This window comes from Bacillus inaquosorum KCTC 13429 (genome assembly GCF_000332645.1).
Classification (GTDB): Bacteria; Bacillota; Bacilli; order Bacillales; family Bacillaceae; genus Bacillus; species Bacillus inaquosorum.
The window spans coordinates 700,903-720,462 of the sequence record NZ_AMXN01000001.1; the positions used below are offsets into that span (position 1 = coordinate 700,903).

Genomic DNA, 19,560 nt, shown 5'->3' on the forward strand with positions numbered 1-19,560 from the left:
CTCAGAACATTCGTCAAAGCAAGTCACCAGAAAGGAGGAGGCTGTTCTAATTGGAGAGCAGCACTTGATGTGAAAGTCATACGAATTATTTTGCAAGTGTTGATTTTATATGTATTTTTTATGATTGGGGAAGCCCTTCAGCATCTGTTTCATTTACCAGTGTCAGGAAGCATAGTCGGACTGGTATTGCTGCTGATCTGTTTAGGTCTCCGTATTGTTCCGGTCTCCATTATTGAAGACGGAGCAGGTTTTTTATTGTCCTTTCTTCCATTGTTGTTCATCCCGGCTATGACAGGAGTGATGAAATACCCGTCTCTCATTTCATTAAATGGTTTGATGCTGCTGATTACAGTCGTTCTGAGCACCATCGTCACGATCATTGCGGCTGGATTCGTCAGCCAGCTATTAGAGAAAAAAGCAAAAAAGCGTGAGGAGAAAGAGAAATGCAGCAAGCATGTATCGCAATCATTATAATTCTTTTAACAGTTGCCGCTTATTTAGCGATGGTCAAACTCTATAAGCGATTCCCGTTACCATTTCTTATCCCTGTTCTGACAACGACAATATTGATTGTCGCAGTTTTGGTGTTGTTCCATGTTTCGTATGAAGGCTATATGATCGGGGGAAAATGGATCAATTCTTTGCTTGGGCCGGCTGTTGTGGCACTGGCCTATCCGCTTTATAAACAATGGCATATCATTGTAAAACATTGTGTTCCCATTATAGGCGGCGTGCTGGTCGGATTATGCATGGGAATGATCAGCGGGCTGATCTTCGCAGAAGCATTCGGGATTCATCATGATCTCTTATTATCCATTCTGCCAAAGTCGATCACAACCCCTGTCGCTATTCAGATCGCCGCCGGTCTTGGCGGTGTTCCTTCCATGACAGTCGTCTTTGTGATGATTGCGGGCTTTTCAGGCGTCATCCTCGGGCCGATGGTCTTAAAATGGCTCCGCATACGCAGCTCACTTGGCCAGGGCATCGCATTAGGCAGCGCCTCCCATGCACTGGGCACCTCAAAAGCATTCGAATACGGGGAACTGGCCGTATCCATGAGTTCCGTCTCTATGACGCTTTGTGCGGTGCTTGGCTCATTCTTTGGGCCGCTCGTCGTCTGGCTGTTCCATATTTAACAAAGAAAGACTGCCTACAGGAGGGCAGTCTTTCTTTATCTTCACGATGCAAAAAAATCAACCAACGGCTGAAAATCCTTAGACAAATCAACTTCATTCGGCTCTACTTGAAGCAGGCGGTCGATCATGCGCTCCAGTTCCTCAACATCATTCTTATCCGTATATTCAATGAAGTTTAAGCTTTCAAGCCAATCCCGGTACGAATGTTTGGCTTTGCCGTAGCTGTTTCCAAAGACGAGGCAAGGTGTTTTGGTGATAATCGAGAAAATCATCGCGTGAAGGCGGTCGGTAATCACCAATTTACTGGAACCGATGCGGTCCAGCATCTCCATAAAATGCTTTTCACGCTCGGCGTAATCAATGGTGTCGACCGTATCCAGCACCGTATCGGTACGCTCCGCATAGGTTGTTTTTTCTGCCCATTTCATCATCTGTGAAATAAAGTCTTCGTCTGTCACTTTCTCCTTATCCGCTCTTAAAATAAAGAGAACGCCGTCCCGCTCGAGCTCTTTCGGCACAATATCCAAGGAGAGCACCATATCCGGTGTAAAGATCACATTGGAATCGAATGTCTCTTTTACAACATCCAACGTCTGCGTCTCACGCGCTGCAATCGTTAAGTTAGGATTTTGATGGTACGCATCCTGTGTTTTTTTCTTTTCTTTATTTCCTTCCTCTGTATCTTCAAAATACACAGATTGCGGCAGAGAAATCGATTTGTAGTCCTTAAACGCCGAAAAGACCTTTCTTCTGTCTTCCTCAATATCGAGATAAAGGTTGCCTAAATTCCCTCCGCCGGTAAAGCAGACAATATCGTCTTCACGGATGATCTCCTTCACCAGTTCAATGCCCTCATCCGTCGCATAATCCATAATCTCAATGTATTCATAATACGGAAAACGGTTTTTTATAAATTTCTCTTCCGCATACGCAATCGCTTGGTCTCCAATGTTTGTGTAACTCGGAGAACCAAACAAAAATACTTTTCGTTTATCATTTAGCAGGGCTTCTGGTTCAACGTTTGGCGCAATGCCTTTTACGAGTTTTTTGCCTTTGATTTCTTGTACAGTCATGTCTTCGTCCTCCTTCTGGGATGAATATCTCATTGTGTGGTTAACTGTCTCTACCCAAAAAGGAGGATGGATATGCATTGGCGTGTGCGCCGGCTATATCAGAAATATCGTTTTCGCCAATTTGATGGATGCTGCAATGTCTCGAGCCGTTCTTTCCATATATTCTGCGGCATGTTCAAACGCGTCTTCAAGAGGCACGGCTCCGGGAACGATGCTGAAAAGCGCGTCGATTCCGTGTTGATAGGCGGCATCACTGTCTCGTGACACTGAACCCGCAATGCCAATGACGGGCACATCATATGATTTAGCCGCTTTGGCCACACCAATCGGCGTTTTTCCATAGATGGTTTGGCTGTCAATCCGTCCCTCACCGGTAATCACAAGATCTGCATCCTGAACTTCATTTTCAAAATCAACCGCTTCAAGGACAATATCAATACCTCTTTTCAGATCAGCATGAAAAAAAGCCAGCAGACTCCACCCCAGACCGCCTGCTGCGCCGGCGCCCTCTGTTTCTCTGTAGGTTGTTCCGAGCGCTTTTTCTGCCACATCCGCAAAATGGGTCAGGTGCTGATCCAGTGCATCCACCATGTCGTCTGTCGCGCCTTTTTGCGGCCCGAAAACAGCTGAAGCTCCTCTTGGCCCTGTTAACGGATTGTCCACGTCGCAGGCGACTTCAATTTTGACATTATGCAATCTTGGATCAAGCCTGCTTACATCTATGGATGCGAGCTGAGATAACGCGCCGCCCCCGGGCCCGATCTCACGGCCTGAGTCATCAAGAAGCCTTCCGCCCAATGCTTGAATCATCCCGGCTCCTCCGTCATTCGTGGCGCTTCCGCCGATCCCAATGATCAAACGCTCTGCGCCCGCATCAATTGCCGCTGCGATTAATTCTCCCGTTCCCCTTGTTGTAGTGATGAGCGGATTGCGCTTCTCAACAGGTACGAGATGAAGGCCTGAGGCGGCAGCCATTTCAATCACAGCTGTTTTCCCATCTCCCATCATGCCAAAAAACGCTTTCACAGGCTCCCCCAGCGGCCCCGTGACAACCTGCTCTTTGATCCATCCGTTTGTAGCATCAACCAGAGACTGAACGGTACCCTCACCGCCATCCGCCATCGGCAGTTTTCTGTAATCGGCACCAGGAAAAACCGATTTGAAACCTCTTTCTATCGCGTCAGCGGCCTCCAGAGCTGATAAACTTTCCTTAAAAGAATCAGGTGCAATGATGATTTTCATCCAAATCGCCTCTTTCAAAACATGATTCACTTACGCTATCTATCTCCAATGTACCATATCCTGTTTAGAAATAAATACCATTCTATCTGGGAAAAATTTTATTAAAAATTAGAAATGAAAGTGTTTGCATAAATGAAATATTCACGTTATCATACTTGTATACAAGTATACTCCTTTAGTGAGGAAGGTGAGTTGTATGCTAGACTCCAAGGACCTGTTGTATCCCGCAAAATGGCTCTCAAAAGCGTCAACTGGTGTTCGTGTCGCATGCGAGCTGAGAATGCGGATCATTTCAGGCATGATTGAAAGCGGTACCATTCTATCAGAAAATACGATCGCCGCTGAGTTTTCAGTAAGCCGCTCGCCGGTTCGCGAAGCGTTAAAAATACTCGCATCCGAAAAAATCATCCGCTTAGAACGAATGGGAGCGGTTGTGATTGGGTTAACTGAAAAGGAAGTCGCGGAAATTTATGATGTGCGATTACTATTAGAAACATTTGTCTTTGAACGGCTTGTCAAAATAGACATTGAGCCTTTAGTTAAAGATCTCAGCAAAATACTTGAAATGATGAAAGTCTCCATCAAATACGAGGATGCTGACGAATTTTCATTTCAAGACGTGCTGTTCCATGAAACGATTGTCCGCGCCATTGATCATTCATACATTCAGATGATCTGGCACAATCTAAAACCCGTCATGGAAAGCTTTATTCTGTTGTCCATGCGGGTACGGTTAAAGGAAAAATATGAAGATTTCGCAAGGATTTTAGATAACCATGAGCTTTATATTCAGGCCATTAAAGCAAAGGACAGGGCGCTGATGATTCAGTCTCTTCACCAAAACTTTGATGATGTGCAAGAAAAGGTAGAAGACCTGTGGCTCTCACAACAAATGCTGGCAAAAGGAGCTGAATACAACAATGACTAGTTATATGTTAGGAATCGATATCGGCACGACAAGCACAAAAGCTGTATTGTTCAGTGAAAACGGAGACGTGGTACAAAAAGAAAGCATCGGCTACCCGCTCTATACACCGGACATCTCAACAGCTGAACAAAACCCGGAGGAGATTTTTCAGGCAGTCATCCACACAACAGCGAGAATTACAAAACAGCATCCGGACAAACAGATCTCATTCATTTCATTCAGCAGCGCCATGCACAGCGTCATCGCAATCGATGAACATGATCAGCCGCTGACGCCATGCATCACGTGGGCCGACAACCGGAGTGAAGGCTGGGCGCATAAGATTAAAGAGGAATTGAACGGGCATGAGGTGTACAAACGGACAGGGACACCGATCCATCCGATGTCACCGTTAAGCAAAATTGCTTGGCTCACAAATGAACGAAAAGAAATCGCTTCCAAAGCCAAAAAATATATCGGTATCAAAGAGTACATTTTTAAACAGCTGTTCAATGAGTATGTCATCGATTACTCCTTGGCCTCAGCGACAGGCATGATGAATCTGAAAAGCTTGGATTGGGACGAAGAAGCACTGCGCATCGCAGGCATCACGCCTGATCACTTATCAAAACTTGTGCCAACGACTCAAATCTTTCAGCACTGCAGCCCGGAGTTAGCGATCCAGATGGGCATCGATCCGGAAACACCTTTTGTCATCGGCGCCAGCGACGGCGTGCTGTCCAATCTCGGCGTCAACGCCATTAAAAAGGGCGAAATCGCCGTCACCATCGGAACAAGCGGTGCTATCCGGACAATTATTGACCAGCCGCAAACCGATGAAAAGGGACGGATTTTCTGCTACGCCTTAACGGACAAGCATTGGGTCATCGGCGGGCCCGTGAACAATGGAGGCATCGTCCTTCGCTGGATCAGAGACGAGTTTGCCTCTTCCGAAATCGAGACAGCGTCACGATTGGGCATTGATCCATATGATGTGCTGACGAAGATTGCCCAACGCGTCAGACCAGGTTCTGACGGTCTGCTGTTCCACCCGTACCTCGCCGGAGAACGCGCTCCGTTGTGGAATCCGGATGTGCGCGGCTCATTTTTCGGCCTGACCATGTCGCATAAGAAAGAGCATATGATACGCGCGGCATTGGAAGGTGTCATTTACAACCTGTATACGGTGTTCCTGGCGTTAACGGAATGCATGGACAGCCCGGTAACCCGCATCCAGGCAACAGGAGGATTTGCAAGGTCGGAGGTTTGGCGCCAAATGATGTCGGATATCTTCGAATCAGAGGTTGTCGTACCGGAAAGCTACGAAAGCTCATGTCTCGGCGCCTGCATTTTAGGCCTGTATGCAACAGGAAAAATCAATTCATTCGATGCCGTATCCGACATGGTCGGCAGCACATACAGACATACGCCGATCGAAGACTCAGCCAAAGAATACAGAACATTAATGCCGATTTTCATCAATCTATCAAGATCATTAGAAAATCAATATACACAAATTGCAAATTATCAGAGGGGCTTAATCACACACAACTAGTACATGACATGAAGGGGAGGGTATTACCATGCCGTTAATCATCGTTGCACTTGGGATCTTAGCATTACTGCTATTGATTATGGGCTTAAAATTAAACACATTTATTTCATTACTGGTCGTATCGTTCGGCGTGGCATTGGCACTCGGGATGCCGTTCGATAAAGTTGTCAGCTCCATTGAGGAAGGAATAGGGGGAACTCTTGGCCACATCGCACTCATCTTCGGACTCGGTGCGATGCTGGGCAAGCTGATCGCCGATTCAGGAGGCGCACAGCGCATTGCGATGACACTCGTCAACAAATTCGGCGAAAAAAACATTCAATGGGCTGTTGTCATTGCCTCATTCATTATCGGTATTGCGTTATTTTTTGAAGTAGGTTTGGTTCTATTAATTCCAATTGTATTTGCGATTTCAAGAGAATTGAAGATTTCTATTTTATATCTCGGAATTCCGATGGTCGCAGCGCTATCCGTCACGCACGGTTTCCTGCCTCCACATCCAGGGCCTACCGCGATTGCCGGTGAGTACGGCGCCAACATTGGGGAAGTGCTGCTGTACGGCTTTATCGTCGCTGTTCCGACAGTGCTCATCGCAGGGCCTTTGTTTACAAAGCTCGCGAAAAAAATCGTTCCTGCATCATTTTCGAAAAACGGCAATATTGCATCACTCGGCACGCAAAAAACGTTCAAGCTTGAGGAAACACCCGGCTTCGGGATCAGCGTCTTCACTGCAATGCTTCCGATTATCATAATGTCGGTCGCAACCATTATCGACCTGCTTCAAGAAACAATCGGATTTGCGGATAACGGAGTTTTAGCTCTTATCCGATTGATTGGAAACGCATCGACTGCTATGATTATTTCGTTATTAGTCGCAGTCTATACAATGGGCATCAAACGCAACATTCCAGTCAAAACCGTGATGGACTCTTGTTCAACAGCCATTTCACAAATCGGCATGATGCTTCTGATCATCGGGGGAGGCGGCGCCTTCAAACAAGTGCTGATCAACGGCGGTGTCGGCGATTATGTGGCAGACTTATTCAAAGGTACGGCATTATCGCCAATCATCCTGGCATGGCTCATCGCGGCGATCCTGCGCATTTCTCTAGGGTCAGCCACTGTTGCCGCGCTAAGCACAACAGGGCTGGTCATTCCATTGCTGGGACATTCTGATGTCAACCTGGCATTAGTCGTGCTCGCAACAGGCGCCGGAAGCGTCATCGCTTCGCACGTCAATGACGCCGGCTTCTGGATGTTCAAGGAATACTTCGGATTAAGCATGAAAGAAACATTTGCCACATGGACCTTGCTGGAAACAATTATCTCCGTTGCTGGACTGGGATTCATATTATTGTTAAGTTTAGTTGTATGAAATTGATGAAGGAGCTGTAACACATGTTCAATACGATTGGTGTCATAGGCTTAGGCGTAATGGGAAGCAATATCGCCTTAAACATGGCAAACAAAGGTGAAAACGTCGCAGTCTATAATTACACCAGAGATTTAACGGACCATCTTGTCCAAAAGCTGGATGGACAATCTCTCAGCCCGTACTACGAGCTTCAGGATTTTGTTCAATCGTTAGAGAAACCAAGAAAAATCTTTCTGATGGTCACAGCGGGTAAACCCGTAGATTCCGTCATCCAATCATTAATGCCTTTGCTTGAAGAAGGCGACGTCATCATGGACGGGGGCAACTCCCACTATGAAGACACAGAAAGAAGATATGACGAGCTGAAGGAAAAGGGCATCGGCTACCTGGGAGTCGGCATTTCCGGCGGCGAAGTCGGCGCATTAACAGGGCCTTCCATCATGCCGGGCGGAGATCGCGAAGTCTATGAGAAAGCCGCTCCTATCCTGACGAAAATCGCAGCTCAAGTCGGAGATGACCCGTGCTGTGTCTATATCGGACCAAAAGGGGCAGGGCACTTTACAAAAATGGTGCACAACGGCATTGAGTATGCCGACATGCAGCTGATTGCAGAAGCGTATACGTTTCTGAGAGAAACGCTGCGTCTGCCGCTCGATGAAATTGCATCTATTTTTGAAACATGGAACCAAGGTGAGCTGAAAAGCTATTTAATAGAGATTACAGCTGAGATTTTACGCAAAAAAGACGAGAAAACAGGACAGCCTCTGATCGATGTCATCCTTGATAAAACCGGACAAAAAGGCACCGGAAAATGGACGAGCATGCAGGCGATTGATAACGGCATCCCGTCCACCATCATCACAGAGTCCTTATTCGCCCGCTACTTGTCATCCTTAAAAGAAGAACGGATGGCAGCTCAAGACGTGTTAGCAGGCCCAGAAGCCGAAGAAAAACACTTTGATAAAGACACTTGGATTGAATACGTCAGACAGGCTCTTTACATGGGGAAAGTATGCGCCTACGCACAAGGCTTTGCCCAATACAAAATGTCATCTGAGCTTTACGGATGGAACCTGCCGCTCAAAGACATCGCCTTGATTTTCCGAGGCGGCTGCATCATCCGCGCAGATTTCCTAAACGTGATCAGCGAAGCATTCAGCGAGCAGCCAAACCTGTCAAACCTGCTGATCGCGCCTTATTTCTCAGATAAGCTCCAAGCCTATCAAACAGGCCTGCGCAAAGTCGTTTGCGAGGGTATCAGCACTGGAATCTCGTTCCCATGCTTAACAACAGCCCTCTCTTATTATGACGGCTACCGCACGGGACGTTCCAATGCGAACCTCTTGCAGGCGCAGCGCGATTACTTCGGCGCCCATACGTACGAACGGACAGATATGGACGGCGTTTTTCACACGAATTGGTCTGAATAACAGTCATAAAAAAACACGGTCAGTTTCAACTGAACCGTGTTTTTTTCATCTATGATTTCTTCTATCTCAAATTACAGGAGACAAGTTATGTTTTAAATATCATAAACAGTGATACAATAATAGCTAGAAACAATCCCCAAGATCATCATGTGACAGCATGCTTGCTGTTCCGTTCTATTCTGCTTTTGGTAATTGTCCTTTGCCGCTTGCCCATGGTGTCATTAAATGTTCAAATGCCTAAAACGGCTTGCATTCTGATTTACAAAAGTCCCTGAAAACCTTGTCTAATTGAGAATCAATCCATATCAATAATCTCATCTGTTATAAAAGAAATACCTAAATCATACCTATCACACCTTAAATAAGATGAAAAAAAGTAGGTTATGGCTTGACAAAAAATATATATTAATTAATAATTCATATATAATTAGAATTATTATTGAAAGCACATATGCTTTCTAATACATTTTAGGAGGAATATACATTATGTCTTTAATCGGTAAAGAAGTACTTCCATTCGAAGCAAAAGCATTCAAAAACGGTGAATTCATCGATGTAACAAACGAATCTCTGAAAGGCCAATGGAGCGTATTCTGCTTCTACCCAGCGGATTTCTCTTTCGTATGCCCAACTGAGCTTGAAGATCTTCAAAACCAATACGCTGCACTTAAAGAATTAGGTGTTGAAGTATACTCTATCTCTACAGATACTCACTTCGTACACAAAGGCTGGCATGACAGCTCTGAAAAAATCGGCAAAATCACTTACGCAATGATCGGTGACCCATCTCAAACGATCTCTCGCAACTTCGATGTTCTTGACGAAGAAACTGGTCTTGCTGACCGCGGAACATTCATCATCGATCCAGATGGCGTCATCCAAACTGTAGAAATCAATGCAGGTGGTATCGGCCGTGACGCAAGCAACCTGATCAGCAAAGTAAAAGCAGCACAATACGTTCGTCAAAACCCAGGTGAAGTTTGCCCGGCTAAATGGGAAGAAGGCGGCGAAACTCTTACACCTAGCCTTGATCTAGTAGGTAAAATCTAAGGAGTGCATTCCATTGGTACTTGATGCAAATATCAAAGCACAATTAAATCAATACATGCAGCTAATTGAGAATGACATTGTTCTCAAAGTTAGCGCAGGCGAAGATGACACTTCAAAGGACATGCTGGCTCTTGTTGATGAGCTGGCTTCCATGTCATCTAAAATTTCAGTTGAAAAAGCTGAGTTAAACAGAACGCCAAGCTTCAGTGTCAATCGTGTCGGAGAAGACACTGGCGTTACATTCGCCGGTATCCCTCTGGGCCATGAATTTACATCCTTAGTTTTGGCGCTGCTCCAAGTGAGCGGCAGACCGCCTAAGGTAGACCAAAAAGTCATTGATCAGGTGAAGAAGATCAGCGGTGAATACCACTTTGAATCTTATATCAGCCTGACATGCCACAACTGCCCTGACGTTGTACAAGCTTTAAACATGATGAGCGTGCTGAACCCGAACATTACGCACACAATGATCGACGGTGCGGCATACAAATCAGAAGTTGAAAGCAAAAACATCATGGCAGTGCCAACCGTTTACCTGAATGGTGAATCCTTCGGAAGCGGCCGTATGACGCTTGAAGAAATTCTTGCGAAAATGGGCAGCGGCGCAGATGCATCTGAGTTTGCTGACAAAGAGCCGTTTGACGTTCTTGTTGTCGGAGGCGGACCTGCTGGTGCAAGTGCAGCGATCTACACTGCGCGTAAAGGCATCCGCACTGGTGTTGTCGCTGAACGCTTCGGCGGACAGGTTCTCGACACAATGAGCATCGAAAACTTCATCAGCGTCAAAGCGACTGAAGGTCCGAAACTTGCTGCAAGTCTTGAAGAGCACGTGAAGGAATATGATATTGATATCATGAACCTTCAGCGCGCAAAACGCCTCGAGAAGAAAGAGCTGTTCGAACTTGAACTTGAAAACGGCGCTGTCCTGAAAAGTAAAACAGTGATCCTTTCAACAGGTGCCCGCTGGCGCAATGTCAACGTACCTGGTGAACAAGAGTTCAAAAACAAAGGTGTCGCATACTGCCCGCACTGTGATGGGCCATTGTTTGAAGGCAAAGACGTAGCGGTTATCGGCGGCGGAAACTCTGGTATCGAAGCAGCGATTGATCTCGCAGGCATCGTTAAACACGTTACTGTGCTTGAGTTCGCGCCGGATCTGAAAGCAGACGAAGTGCTGCAAAAACGGCTTTACAGCCTGCCTAACGTCACTGTCGTGAAAAACGCACAAACGAAAGAAATCACAGGCGATCAGAGCGTAAACGGCATCACATACGTAGACCGCGAAACAGGCGAAGAAAAACACGTTGAACTCCAAGGTGTATTCGTCCAAATCGGTCTCGTGCCAAACACAGAATGGTTAGACGGAACGGTTGAACGCAACCGCATCGGCGAAATCATCGTCGACAAACACGGCGCGACAAGCGTCCCAGGCTTATTCGCTGCGGGTGACTGTACAGACAGTGCATACAACCAAATCATTATTTCGATGGGATCAGGTGCAACTGCCGCTCTCGGCGCGTTTGATTACCTTATCCGTAACTAATACAAGAAAGCCGCAATATTGCCAGATTGGCAGCATCGCGGCTTTCTTTTTTATTCCAAAAATATTGCATGTTTTATACAATTGTAATATAGTTGTAATGTTAGTGAATGGTCACTTCACACTCAGCATATTTGCTGTTTTTAAAGCGATACGCACTGATTTCCTATTTAAAGTGCCCTGATACTTTTTGACCTTGTTTTTCAGATCTTTAATGGTTTTTTCCTTTTTGGCATTTTCTAACGCCATAAGCGCTTCCCAGCGTTTCGCTGTTTCTGTGGAACTGCAGCCGCTAACTGTAGTCACAGGCGGAAGAAGCTTTGTGTTAGATAGCTTTTCGTCAAAAGGAACGGTATCAGGAATCGCTTTTTCTTTATAAATATGGTCCAATTCATTTTGATTCAGGAAGCTGATGAAATGGTCAAAGTTTTGCGCTTGCCGTTTTTCAGGCTGATGAAAATCAAGTGTTTCAATTAATTCTGACAGTTTTGTTTGCTCCGTTATCTCATTTGCCATGACATGCGTTAACTGATGGTACTCAGCTAATTCCCGCATTCTCGCATCTTTCGGAAGCAAAAGGCTCGGTGTTCCGGCAATCGTCGCTGCGATATTTCCATGCAGCCTTGCGCCAAAGCTTAAATCAGCTTGTCTCAGGAAATCCAGCCATGTCGGCACATTTAAAAAGAACCGGACTCTATCATTCTGATAAGCTGGATCGTCCATGCTGACCGGGTAATTATCGGCAGGCTTCGCTATCGCAGGCGCACCAGCATACGTTAGAATCATCTCTTTTCGCCATTGCGGGATAAAGTAATGATTCAGGAACTCTTTCATGCTTCTCGTAATGAAGTCCAGCACATGCTTAGGAGACAGCCTTGATGAGTTAACCGTCACCATTGATTCTGGTGTGATATGGGTTTCTCTTATCTTCAGTTCTCTTCCAAACGCATACATAGACGGACAGCCAATTACAGTATGGTCAATACCTTCACGGAATCCTAATCTGGAAAGGTATTTCGCTGTAATCTCACCGCGGACACCGATCATATTTGATCTCTCCAGCACGGCACTCACAAACGCCTTTACATCCTCATCAAAAGGAAAACCTTCATTTAATTTTGGTTCAAACGGAGCCCGTAAACCAACACCAATCACAACAACCGGAATGGTTAGTTTCTTAATTAATTGGGTATATTTCCGTAAAGAAGGCACGAAATCCTCGCGGAATGCATCTGCCAGCGGAATAATATACATATCATATGTTTTATTAATTTTTTCAGCGTCTGCTGGATGAATCCGATAATAATCAGGAGTAATCGTCGTTCCTTCTGTCATCAGCGTACGAAACACACTGTAGGCATATACTAAGTTTCCTACGTTGCCGCCAATGGAGTTGCGAACAATCATTTCAGCTGCATCGAATGTATCAAATGGTGATATGCCAGCTCTTATTAATATGTTTTTCAATGTGATGTTGCCCCTTCCTATCCAAATTTTAATTAGGAGATTTGCTCAGGGAATTCTATCATGATCTTAAAATTTTCTGTCAGACACCCGCTTTCATCTCTTTTTTACTCACAAACTCTCTCCCTTTCTTCCGTTCTAATATTAAATTATACAAAAAAGCATCTCACAGGTGAAATCATAACATAGCAATCAACACTGGTAATCTATTCCCATTACTGGATATCGGGTCGGATCACACTAAAAAAACCCGAACCAGGCACTCCGGTAAAAGTGCTCGATTCGGGCCAGCTGCTTATAATTCCTCACCATTCGTTTGAATGACGTTTTTATACCACTCAAATGAATCTTTCTTATACCGCTTCATGGATCCGTTTCCTTCATTGTCACGATCAACATAGATCATGCCGTAGCGTTTTTTCATTTCGCCTGTTGTAAAGGAGACGATATCAATAATCCCCCACGGCGTGTAGCCGATTAAATCAACACCGTCGTAAGTGACCGCTTTTTCCAATGCTTCAATATGTGATCTCAAATATTGAATGCGTTCTGGATCATGGATCTTGCCGTCTTCCTCCAGCGTATCCACTGCGCCAAAGCCGTTTTCCACGATGAATAACGGGATTTGGTACCGGTCATAAAACCGGTTTAACGTATATCTCAGCCCAGTTGGATCAATCGCCCATCCCCAGTCACTAGAGGTGATATACGGATTTTCGACACTATTCGGCAATCCGCCGTTGACGATATCGCCCGTATTATCATTTTCCACATCACTTTTCACGGTTGTTGACATGTAATAGCTGAAGCCTAAGTAATCGACGGTACCCTTTCTTAAAATCTCATCATCACCGTCTTCGAATGTGATGTTGTAGCCTTCTCGTTCAAATTCCTTCAACGTGTAACTTGGATAGTAACCGCGAACCTGTACATCAGGAAAGAAATAGCGCTGTCTCATTTCTTCCTCAGCCAGCATCACATCTTCAGGATTGGAGGAGTAAGGATAAATCGGCACGTGTGACACCATGGCCCCAATTTGAAAGTCTGGATTGATGTCTTTTCCTTTTGCCACCGCTAATGCGCTCGCCACTAATTCATGGTGCGCCGTTTGGTACATCACTTCCTTGGCATTTTCGTTTTCGTCGACCGTAACACCTGAATTCGTCCATAGGAACAGCGGATTGTTCACATCCATTTGGTTGTTGATCTCGTTAAATGTCATCCAGTACTTCACTTTATCTTTGTAACGGTTGAAGCAAGCTTCTGCGAAATTGACGAAGAAATCCACGACTTTCCGGTTTCTGAAGCCGCCATATTCCCTTGCCAAATGCAGCGGCATTTCAAAGTGAGACAGGGTAATGACCGGCTCGATTCCATGCTTCAGCAATTCATCAAACACATCATCATAGAATTTCAAGCCCGCCTCGTTTGGTTCAGCCTCATCGCCTTTCGGAAAAATCCGGCTCCAGCCGATGGACGTCCGCAAGCATTTTAAGCCCATTTCCGCAAACAAAGCGATATCTTCCTTGTATCTGTGATAGAAATCAATGGCTTCATGGTTCGGATAAAATTCGTTCTCTTCAATGGTATTCGTAATTTTTCTCGGAACGCCGTGTGCACCCGCTGTCATCACATCGACAACACTCGGCCCTTTACCGCCTTGATTCCATCCGCCTTCAAATTGGTGGGCAGCTAATGCGCCGCCCCATAAAAAATCCTTCGGCATGTTTCCCATGTGTTATTCCTCCTCAGCTTACGACTGTAAATAATTTTTGGTCTAACGTACTTTCTTCAAGATCCTCGATGAGAATTTCCTGATATGCATGTGAATTCGTGATGATGACCGGGGTAATCGTTGTTAACCCTTTCTCTTCAATGAAAGCTTTATCAAACTCAGCAAGCACTTCGCCTTTTTTGACGGTATCGCCCTCTTTGACCTTCAAGGAAAAAGGAGTGCCGTCTAATGTCACCGTATCCAGTCCGATGTGCACAAGCAATTCAACACCAGATGCTGAACGCAGGCCGATCGCATGCTTCGTAGGCGCCACCATGACAACGGTTCCGTCAAACGGGGCATAGAGCTTGTTATCGGACGGCTCAATCGCCAACCCTTGTCCCATCGCACCTGAGCTAAATACCTCGTCAGGCACGTTAGATAGCGGGATGACCTTGCCGCTAAACGGAGCATATACGGTTTCCTCATTCGCCTGTGTCGTTTGAAGATGTTCCTTTTCCGGCTGTGCAGCAGTATCCTCACCGTAGCCAAAGATCTGAATCAGCACAACAGGGAGAATCACCGCAATCGCAGCACCGATTAAAATGCCCCAGAATGATGTCGGGAATTGTTCATTGATGCCATTGACGACTGTCAGCGGCCCTGGAAGTCCCGCATAGGCAAAGTAATACGGATTGAAAAAGCTTGCCACGACTGCGCCAACCGCGCCGGACATACAGCCAAAGATAAACGGCTTCTTAAATCTCAAGGTCACACCGTAGATCGCCGGCTCTGTAATACCAAATAGCCCCGTGATCCCAGCTGAAACGCTGACTTTTCTCGTTTCCTTGTTTCTCGCTTTCAGGATGACACCGAGTACGGCCCCAACCTGGGCGATGACCGCAATCGTTTGATATGCTTGGAACGAATCCCGACCGTATAAATCAAAGTTTGCCAATACCATCGGCGTGATGCCCCAATGTACACCAAAGATGACGATGACCTGCCAGAATGCACCGATGATTGCTCCAGCCAAAGCCGGCACGTTTTCCGCCAAAAAGTTGTAACCGTTTGCAATCCCATTTGCGCCTAATGTTGTCACAGGGCCAATCAGAAGTATCGTTAACGGCACCATAATGACCATGCATACAAACGGAACAAACAACGGTCTGACCACTTCGTTCATTCTCTTATTCAAGAATCGTTCTACATAAGACAAAATCCACACTAAAAATAATGGCGGCAGCACGGAAGACGTGTATGTCGTTTCCGATAAGGCAATCCCTAAGAAAGAAATACTCTTTCCATCTGCGATTTGAGCTGCCATCTCCGCCCATGTCGGACTGACTAACGCGGCACAGCACGCTACAGCGATATACGTGTTTGTTTTAAAATGCTTTGATGCCGTAATCGCGATAAAAATAGGCAAAAACGTAAACGGCGCCCAAGATATGAAACTGAAAACCTGATAAACTCCTGTTTTCTCAAAGCCATTAAACAATAAGTTAATTATAATGAGTGCACCTTGCAAAATACCGGCAGCGGCCAGAATGTATACAAACGGCGCAAACACTGCTGACATCGTCGTAATGATCCGATTCAATATCGTTCCTTTATTCTCACCCTGTTCGCCAGACAGATCAATATGGACCAGCTTTGAAAATTCCTCGTACACTTCCCCTACGTGTTGTCCAATGACAACCTGGAATTGGCCGCTGTTCTCCACAACCGTAATGACGCCGGGCATCGACTTTACGATATCCTTCGCTTTGGGGTTAGACCGCTTCAGCACCAACCGAAGCCTCGTCGCGCAGCGAGAAGCTCCAATCACATTCTCTTCCCCGCCAACGGCCTCCAAAATGTCTTTCGCTAGTCTCGTATAATCTCTCACTTTACCCGACATTTTCACCCACCCCTTAGTTTTGGTTGCGCTTTCATTATAATTGTACCGGTATAATTTATCAATACCCAAACAAAACATTTTGACACCGACTATCATTGTAAGCGGTTTATGCTATAATTTTGGCAAGTGAAACTAAACGAATAAATGAGGAATGCGTATGTTAAAGTACCAGCAAATCGCAGCGGAAATTGAAACATATATAGAAGAACACCAGCTCAAACAGGGAGACAAACTGCCAGTGCTAGAAACCCTCATGGCCCAGTTTGAAGTCAGCAAAAGTACAATCACAAAGTCCCTGGATCTATTAGAGCAAAAAGGCGCGATCTTTCAGCTCAGAGGGAGCGGCATCTTCGTCAGAAAGCATAAACGAAAAGGCTACCTCAGCCTCCTGTCGAATCAGGGCTTTAAAAAAGACCTCGAGGATTTCAACGTCACCTCAAAGGTCATCGAACTGGACGTGAGAAAGCCAACACCGGAAGCTGCAGAAAACCTGAACATCGGAATTGACGAGGACATCTACTATGTCAAAAGGGTCCGCTACATCAACGGCCAAACTCTTTGCTACGAAGAATCCTACTACAACAAATCTATCGTGACGTATTTAAACAACGAAATCGTCTCTCACTCGATCTTCCACTACATCCGGGAAGGACTGGGATTGAAGATTGGTTTTTCTGATTTGTTTCTTCACGTGGGTCAGCTGACTGAGGAGGAAGCGGAGTATTTGGAGTTGGAGGCTGGACTGCCGAAGCTGTATATAGAAAGTATTTTTCATCTGACGAATGGACAGCCGTTTGATTACTCGAAGATTTCCTATAATTATGAGCAGTCGCAGTTTGTGGTGCAGGCTAATAGTTTTTTGTTGTGAAATAACGCTCAACCTGCAGAAAGTGAAAGAGACCAAGAACAATTTATTCTTGGTCTTTTTTCTGAATGACTTACCCGACATTCTTGCAGCCTTAGCTTTCTCTTCTGTTTTCTGCTTTATCTATATCCTCGCTCATCCCAGCACCTCTTTCCTCGTTTTAATTGTCTCTAAAAGCAGTTATGCGTTACTATCATATAAAGGTCCAATGTTTAAAAATAATGTCATACTTTTAAATTCACCTTATCATGCAAATGCTCATAAATAGGGGTTTATTCTAAAAAGGGGATGGACGATTTTGGAAAGCAAGTACTTAGATCTACTCGCACAAAAATATGATTGTGAAGAAAAAGTGGTAACGGAAATCATTAATTTAAAAGCGATACTGAACCTGCCAAAGGGCACTGAGCATTTTGTCAGTGATTTGCACGGGGAGTATCAGGCATTCCAGCACGTGCTGCGTAATGGTTCAGGACGAGTCAAAGAGAAGATACGCGACATCTTCAGCGGTGTCATTTACGATAGAGAAATTGATGAATTAGCGGCATTGGTCTATTATCCGGAAGACAAACTGAAGTTAATCAAACATGACTTTGATGCGAAAGAAGCATTAAACGAGTGGTATAAAGAAACGATTAACCGAATGATTAAGCTCGTTTCTTATTGCTCCTCCAAGTATACCCGCTCCAAACTGCGCAAAGCACTGCCTGCCCAGTTTGCTTATATTACGGAGGAGCTGTTATACAAAACAGAACAAGCTGGCAACAAGGAGCAATATTACTCCGAAATCATTGAACAGATCATTGAACTTGGCCAAGCCGATAAGCTGATCACCGGCCTTGCTTACAGCGTTCAGCGATTGGTGGTCGACCATCTGCATGTGGTCGGCGATATTTACGACCGCGGCCCGCAGCCGGATAGAATTATGGAAGAACTGATCAACTATCATTCTGTCGATATTCAGTGGGGAAATCACGATGTCCTTTGGATCGGCGCCTATTCCGGTTCCAAAGTATGTCTGGCCAATATTATCCGTATCTGTGCCCGCTATGACAATCTGGACATTATTGAAGACGTGTACGGCATCAACCTGAGACCGCTGCTGAACCTGGCCGAAAAATATTACGATGATAATCCAGCGTTCCGTCCAAAAGCAGACGACAACAGGCCAGAGGATGAGATTAAGCAAATCACCAAAATCCATCAAGCGATTGCGATGATCCAATTCAAACTCGAGAGCCCGATTATCAAGAGACGGCCGAACTTTAATATGGAAGAGCGGCTGTTATTAGAGAAAATAGATTATGACAAAAATGAAATCACGCTAAACGGAAAAACATATCAACTGGAAAACACCTGCTTTGCGACGGTTAATCCGGAACAGCCAGATCAGCTATTAGAAGAAGAAGCAGAAGTCATAGACAAGCTGCTATTCTCTGTCCAGCATTCCGAAAAGCTGGGCCGCCATATGAATTTTATGATGAAAAAAGGCAGCCTTTATTTAAAATATAACGGCAACCTGTTGATTCACGGCTGTATTCCTGTCGATGAAAACGGCAATATGGAGACGATGATGATTGAGGATAAATCGTATGCGGGCCGTGAGCTGCTCGATGTATTTGAACGATTCTTACGGGAAGCGTTTGCCCACCCGGAAGAAACCGATGATCTGGCGACAGATATGGCTTGGTATTTATGGACAGGCGAGTATTCCTCCCTCTTCGGAAAACGCGCCATGACGACATTTGAGCGCTATTTCATCAAAGAGAAGGAAACGCATAAAGAGAAGAAAAACCCGTATTATTATTTACGCGAAGACGAGGCAACCTGCCGAAACATCCTGGCAGAATTCGGCCTCAATCCAGATCACGGCCATATCATCAACGGCCATACACCCGTAAAAGAAATCGAAGGAGAAGACCCAATCAAAGCAAACGGAAAAATGATCGTCATCGACGGCGGCTTCTCCAAAGCCTACCAGTCCACAACAGGCATCGCCGGCTACACACTGCTATACAACTCCTACGGCATGCAGCTCGTCGCCCATAAACACTTCAACTCCAAGGCAGAAGTCCTAAGCACCGGAACCGACGTCTTAACGGTGAAACGATTAGTGGACAAAGAGCTTGAGCGAAAGAAAGTGAAGGAAACGAATGTGGGTGAGGAATTGCTACAGGAAGTTGCGATTTTGGAGAGTTTGCGGGAGTATCGGTATATGAAGTGAGGGGTGTGGGTTCAGGGATTATATTCTTTGGGCCCTTTTTTACAATCGAATATAAATCAACAAAAAGCCTCTCAAAATAAGG

Annotated in this window: 15 protein-coding genes; 10 read left to right on the forward strand and 5 right to left on the reverse strand. The window is 45.4% G+C overall.

Annotation, left to right across the window (positions count from 1 at the left end; translation table 11 throughout):
• The first annotated feature begins 69 nt into the window (after positions 1–69).
• Positions 70–474 (forward strand): CidA/LrgA family holin-like protein, encoded by a 405-nt coding sequence (locus tag BSI_RS17280; RefSeq protein WP_003236431.1) that lies wholly within the window; start codon positions 70–72, stop codon positions 472–474.
• The gene (locus BSI_RS17275) at positions 444–1,136 is read left to right on the forward strand and encodes an LrgB family protein (protein ID WP_003236432.1); all 693 of its coding nucleotides are present in this window, start codon (positions 444–446) and stop codon (positions 1,134–1,136) included. The genes BSI_RS17280 and BSI_RS17275 overlap by 31 nt, the downstream gene beginning before the upstream one ends.
• Positions 1,137–1,177: 41 nt before the next feature.
• On the opposite strand, the gene BSI_RS17270 is transcribed toward BSI_RS17275, so the two are convergent.
• Both BSI_RS17270 and BSI_RS17265 read right to left on the reverse strand, forming a co-directional pair.
• Complete coding sequence (locus BSI_RS17270; RefSeq protein ID WP_003236435.1) at positions 1,178–2,209, reverse strand: polysaccharide pyruvyl transferase family protein; 1,032 nt, start codon at positions 2,207–2,209, stop codon at positions 1,178–1,180.
• 93 nt (positions 2,210–2,302) lie between these two features.
• Complete coding sequence (locus BSI_RS17265; RefSeq protein ID WP_003236437.1) at positions 2,303–3,451, reverse strand: glycerate kinase; 1,149 nt, start codon at positions 3,449–3,451, stop codon at positions 2,303–2,305.
• Positions 3,452–3,647: 196 nt separating this feature from the next.
• Between BSI_RS17265 and gntR the strand changes: the two genes are divergently transcribed.
• The 6 genes from gntR to ahpF all read left to right on the forward strand — a co-directional run bounded on the left by gntR (position 3,648) and on the right by ahpF (position 11,311).
• On the forward strand, positions 3,648–4,379 hold the full coding sequence (gene gntR, locus BSI_RS17260) for a gluconate operon transcriptional repressor GntR (protein ID WP_003236438.1): 732 nt from the start codon (positions 3,648–3,650) through the stop codon (positions 4,377–4,379).
• Entirely contained in the window at positions 4,372–5,913 is a 1,542-nt protein-coding gene (gntK, locus tag BSI_RS17255) for a gluconokinase (RefSeq protein WP_032731753.1), read from the forward strand. Before gntR ends, gntK begins: the two co-directional genes overlap by 8 nt.
• Positions 5,914–5,941: 28 nt before the next feature.
• Positions 5,942–7,288, forward strand: coding sequence for a gluconate permease GntP (gntP, locus tag BSI_RS17250; RefSeq protein ID WP_003236443.1), 1,347 nt, complete (start codon positions 5,942–5,944; stop codon positions 7,286–7,288).
• A 23-nt stretch (positions 7,289–7,311) separates the two neighbouring features.
• The gene (gene gnd, locus BSI_RS17245) at positions 7,312–8,718 is read left to right on the forward strand and encodes a decarboxylating NADP(+)-dependent phosphogluconate dehydrogenase (protein WP_003236445.1); all 1,407 of its coding nucleotides are present in this window, start codon (positions 7,312–7,314) and stop codon (positions 8,716–8,718) included.
• Positions 8,719–9,204: 486 nt separating this feature from the next.
• On the forward strand, positions 9,205–9,768 hold the full coding sequence (ahpC, locus tag BSI_RS17240; RefSeq protein WP_003236447.1) for an alkyl hydroperoxide reductase subunit C: 564 nt from the start codon (positions 9,205–9,207) through the stop codon (positions 9,766–9,768).
• Positions 9,769–9,781: 13 nt separating this feature from the next.
• Positions 9,782–11,311: an alkyl hydroperoxide reductase subunit F gene (gene ahpF / locus BSI_RS17235; RefSeq protein WP_003236449.1), complete on the forward strand. Its 1,530-nt coding sequence runs from the start codon at positions 9,782–9,784 to the stop codon at positions 11,309–11,311.
• A gap of 111 nt (positions 11,312–11,422) precedes the next feature.
• Here the strand turns inward: ahpF and BSI_RS17230 are convergent, their stop codons facing one another.
• The 3 genes from BSI_RS17230 to BSI_RS17220 all read right to left on the reverse strand — a co-directional run bounded on the left by BSI_RS17230 (position 11,423) and on the right by BSI_RS17220 (position 16,389).
• Positions 11,423–12,775 (reverse strand): polysaccharide pyruvyl transferase family protein, encoded by a 1,353-nt coding sequence (locus BSI_RS17230; protein ID WP_003236451.1) that lies wholly within the window; start codon positions 12,773–12,775, stop codon positions 11,423–11,425.
• 292 nt (positions 12,776–13,067) lie between these two features.
• Positions 13,068–14,507: a 6-phospho-beta-glucosidase BglA gene (gene bglA / locus BSI_RS17225; protein ID WP_003236455.1), complete on the reverse strand. Its 1,440-nt coding sequence runs from the start codon at positions 14,505–14,507 to the stop codon at positions 13,068–13,070.
• 13 nt (positions 14,508–14,520) lie between these two features.
• Positions 14,521–16,389: a beta-glucoside-specific PTS transporter subunit IIABC gene (locus tag BSI_RS17220; RefSeq protein WP_003236458.1), complete on the reverse strand. Its 1,869-nt coding sequence runs from the start codon at positions 16,387–16,389 to the stop codon at positions 14,521–14,523.
• A 157-nt stretch (positions 16,390–16,546) separates the two neighbouring features.
• Here BSI_RS17220 and BSI_RS17215 point away from each other — a divergent pair, with 157 nt between their 5' ends.
• Positions 16,547–17,257, forward strand: coding sequence for a GntR family transcriptional regulator (locus BSI_RS17215; protein WP_003236461.1), 711 nt, complete (start codon positions 16,547–16,549; stop codon positions 17,255–17,257).
• 295 nt (positions 17,258–17,552) lie between these two features.
• Positions 17,553–19,478, forward strand: coding sequence for a fructose-1,6-bisphosphatase (fbp, locus tag BSI_RS17210; RefSeq protein WP_003236463.1), 1,926 nt, complete (start codon positions 17,553–17,555; stop codon positions 19,476–19,478).
• The last annotated feature ends 82 nt before the right edge of the window (positions 19,479–19,560 follow it).